We start from the raw sequence: 4,480 nt of genomic DNA, 5'->3' as shown, positions 1-4,480 counted from the left end.
TGTGTGGTGAATCGACAACACGGTCCGTGACAACCTGGCGATCCCGGCGGGATTCCAAAAGACGGAATTCGCATCATCGGCCAGTGAGACATAGGCCGATCCCATGGCGACCGGCCGCGCTCCCATGGGTATCTTCAGGAATTGACCCCCGATGGTTCCCACCTTTGCAAACTCGCGGGCACCGAAGGCCGGAACCGGGAGCAACAGGAAACAGAACATGATGAACAGCAGATAACGTTTCATGATAATCGCTCCCCCCTTCTATCGGATAATAACGAAGCGTCCCACCTTGGTATCGCTACCGCAGTTCGCCGCAAAGAGATAGACACCGCTGACCACATCCTGGCCATTGCTGGTAATCAGATTCCAAAAGACTGTTCCACTGTTCGACTCACGGCCCAAGGCCGCGTCCAAAGCGGGATCATGCTCAAGGGTCTGCACCAAATCGCCAGCCAATGTATAGATATGAATTTCGCATTTTTTCCGCGGAAGATGCGCGAAGGCGATCTTGGTGCCTGTCGGATCGCTGTCACTGGGATTCAGATCCCAGCTGGCCGGCTGCCCACCCCGGATGTAAGGATTGGGAATAACATAAATATCATCCATCGAGGAAGTCCCGCTCCAGATTGGAATGACAGCCTGATCCTCGGTTGCGGTGGGCCGGCTTTCCAACTCATAGTAAGCAATGGTCGGTTCGATACCCAGCAACGGATCACCCGGATCGAGTGTGTCGGGAATGGTGCTGAAGGCCGTTATGTCATAATAGTACAACATCCCATTGTGCAATCCGCCGGTGTCGGTGTATTTGTATCGACCGACCGGATAGTAGGGCTTTATCGAATCCGGGCCGCTCGCCCCGGTCAGAACATCATAAGTGGACGTCACGGTGAAATCGGTGAAATGCTTGATGTGATGTGGTGAATCCTCCCCCAGACCATCTTTGGGATCGGATGATATTTCAAAGACGACCTGCCAATCATCAGGAGCCGGTCCAATGGAGCCGGTTGGCCGGTTCCAATCCTTGGCTTGATTGACTTTATATCCTGTCCAGAGGATCTTGCCCGAAATCGGATCCACGGCCAATTCACTGATATTGTCCCACTCCAATCTGACCGATTTGTCTCCCGCCGGCAGCCGGACGGTAACGGTGGGATCCTTCGGTTCGTCATTGTTCATGCTGGGAGAAGGAGGCGCCACACTGCCCACCCAATGCACCAATTTTTCGCATCCGATGCAGAGGGGATCGGGTGTGCAGAGATCGCAATCATTGTCGACATAGTTTTCGGGAATACACTCGGTTTCCTTGATAACCCGGACCGGTGAAAGGTCCCGGCAGGGATCGGTCCATCGTGCCGGCTCACCAGGTCCGATGGCGATGAGACAGGTTTCCCGGCCTTCGATTCCAGTATCGGCGCGGCCGTCCACATCACGCCAGATCCCGTTATAGATCCTCTGCGCGTTCATGGCATTGCGGACCATGCCGCCCCGCCCCGAGCCGATGACAAAGGCCGTCTGGAACATCAGGTTTTCATCCGGCAGAAGCTCGGCGAAGGGACCGGCCGAAAAGACATAGCGATAATCATCGGGCTGGGTTGTCGGCCGGGTCGGCTTGTTTCCACTGCTCAACAGGTCGTACCGTTCGAAATCGTTGCCCGGATCGCCCTCGGGATAGGGGGCGTTACTGCTGAAAAAAGCAGCCGAGTAGATACCGACTTCTTCAGGCGCAAAGACACCGATGGGATCAATAGTATGCCCTAAGAACATCCCCCCGAAATATCCATCGATATCACCGCCGGTAGCCGTCTGGCCATCATCCTTAATATCGTGCATATAACAGATCTCAATGTTCAAAGTCTCGGCGGCGCATTCATCATTGCGGGCCGGGTTCACATAAAGTGTATCCAGGTTAAGATAGGCTCCACCGTCATCCGTCCAATAAGATTCAGCATCACGGGGTCCTGCGTCGGAATCAACGAAGAATCCAATATAAACATCCCGCAGTGTTTCAAATCCATCATTCCAGATGGTAAATTCGAAGCCGATGAACTCGTTTGAACCGGGTGTGCTCCAGGCAAAACTGCGTTGTTGAACCAGCAGGTTCAGAGGGCGGTGTTCTGGATTCGTATCCTGCGCCCTCTCCGTAAAATCCGTGTACTGGCAAGAAAACATCTGTTGAGAAATGGCCTCGAAATCCTCATCCGTCAACCCATCACCATCGTCATCCCTCCCATTGTGAAAGTCTTCGTCGGTCAATCCATCGCCGTCATCATCGACCGTGCTTGAGAAACCGGTGCGGTTGCCCCCAAGAACGCCCTCAAAGGATGGATAGATTGTATCAATGGGATCCGGTTCCGGCAAAAATTCCAGACTGAAGGAGCCCGAGGAAACACCGGTTGAAACATAGGAGAGATTGTCGCTGGCTACCGCACCAATCCAAAGCCCCGCGGCAAAGAGGAATTCGCCGCCACCCCATCCGGCCCCGAATGAATCCAATCCGAAGGGATTGCCAATCAGACCGACATTGGTGACAAGGAGCTCCAGGAGTCCCACATTATGATAGAAAAGATTCGGCGGCCGCGTTGCGTAAAGTTGATCAATACCGCTTGTGGAAGAGGGCGCATCAGTTGCCCTCAAATAACGAGCCTCAATTGGGTCCGGGAACAAGTGGAATAGGACAAGAGTCAGGACAGCCCCGGTTGCTAACCAATATCCGTGAAGCTTCATGCTCGCCTCCGGCTCCAACCCCCCTTTCGGCTAACTCGTTCACGTCAATCAATGCCGCCAAATACGTTGGTATAGACCAGCGTGTACTCACCGATACCAAGCTGGTCGACAAAAATATATTTCATCTCCCGGGGGATCCGGGGGCTGACATACTCAGGGAAGAGAGGCTCTCCCTGAAGGTGGTAATACCAGACTTCAAAGGAACGGTTATCGAGGACTCTGGCGCCGCGCCGTGCGCTGTTTTCCATATCATCCTCGTCTAATTCCCGGTAGATAACTTCATTTAGGGCTTCGCGATCACTGGGACTTAATTCCTTCTCAATTTCATCGGGTGAGCCCCATCGAATATATAATCGCCCGCGATCGGAGAGCTTCCCTTTGCGGAATCCGCCGAAATTTCGTTGAGCATAGGCCTTTCTTTGCTCAAAGACCTGGCGGATCTCATTTTGCGGCGTTGAGGGAATCGGATCGTGTTCTTTCCAAAAACGCTCCATATAGAGTTCCTTGTTCCCTCGGTCGAGTTGCACAAACTCCCTATACTGTAAATCACTCAAGAGAACGTGCGCATCCTCCAGGAGCTCCTTTTCCGTCAAATACCAGGTTTCCGGTTCCCACAAAACTTGAAAGAGGGTCTTTTTTGAGGCCAGAAGCATAGAGTCGGCCGGGTCGGTCCATCGCATCGTAAGAGCATAGGTCCCTCCGCTGAAATCAGACAGATCAAACCGCCGGTAGACCGGTACGACCGATCCCTTTAACGGAATCGACTCCCGGCTCTGCCGGATCATTGTGGAGTCCTGTAATGCTTCCACAAGGAGAAGCAATTGTGCTTCCGTCATGTCCCAGTCAGGGTCGGGATAGAGCTCGCCATAAACAGCTAGATCCTGATGATAGAGCCCGTAGAAATGTGAAGGATTCGGCAGAATTCTCTCTCTTAGTGCCCGACCGGATCCGCTCAAATCCACAACAGAGGATACCCCTTCCTCGGGATCAGATACCGACCAGACATGAAGAATATCACTCATCCCGCCGCGATGAGGGAGGATGTTTGAATCAAACCATGCCTCCGCCTTCCCTTCCTTGTTCAAGCCGCGGATTTGATAGAGCAATCCTTTTCTGCCGGCATTGATATCGGTAACATAAACCTTAAGACGATTCGTACTTTTAGGAATCTCCGGCCGGAAAGTCAGGGTATGCGCCGGCGAAAGCCCGTCACCCGCTTCTGTCGGCAGATAGGGCAGATCCAAATCTCCCGCCCGGGTCAGAATCACATTGCCGTCGTGATCGCAAAAATCGAGTTTTACATTGATTTGAAAAAGAGAGTCCCCTTCCTCAATGCAAATGGCGAAAAGCTCCTTTTGAGGAATGCTGAGATAGATCTCTTGTACCAGCAGGGAGTCTTCCAGAAAACGCGCGGCATCGAGTTGAAAATGAATATCTCCAGTCGCCTCGACGGGAAACGGGGCCGCATCCTCGGGATCACCGCCCAATCCCAAGATATTGATACCCAACAGCAAGGTTGCGACCGCGAGGGTCATATTCTTCCCCGATCCAACCCCAATAAAACCAAGACCGCCGGTTCCTGAAGGGATCTGTCCCGGCGGTCTCAATCAGTGCTGTTGATCCGGATCTAGAAACGGAAGTCGATTGAGATCCGATGAACTCCCCCTAGATCACCCTGATCAACAAAAGCGTAATCGACGGCGCCCTCGGAATTCAAGCTCGTTGGTATCTTTACCCCGATCCCAAGCGCCAATCC

The 4,480-nt window shown here is 53.0% G+C and carries 3 protein-coding genes; all 3 read right to left on the bottom strand.

Annotated elements, in window-relative coordinates; translation table 11 throughout:
* On the bottom strand, positions 1-243 hold a 243-nt coding region (locus tag KJ970_02350; protein ID MBU2689739.1), incomplete at its 3' end, for a hypothetical protein.
* A gap of 18 nt (positions 244-261) precedes the next feature.
* Positions 262-2,724, bottom strand: a complete 2,463-nt coding sequence (locus tag KJ970_02345) for a hypothetical protein (protein ID MBU2689738.1) — start codon at positions 2,722-2,724, stop codon at positions 262-264.
* Between the two features lie 44 nt (positions 2,725-2,768).
* Complete coding sequence (locus KJ970_02340) at positions 2,769-4,331, bottom strand: GWxTD domain-containing protein (protein MBU2689737.1); 1,563 nt, start codon at positions 4,329-4,331, stop codon at positions 2,769-2,771.
* Positions 4,332-4,480: the final 149 nt, after the last annotated feature.

It is taken from the genome of Candidatus Eisenbacteria bacterium (assembly GCA_018831195.1).
In the GTDB taxonomy this organism is placed as follows: Bacteria; Eisenbacteria; RBG-16-71-46; order CAIMUX01; family JAHJDP01; genus JAHJDP01.
The sequence above is the reverse complement of the archived record's forward strand: the minus strand, read 5'-3'. Positions and strand labels throughout refer to the sequence as shown.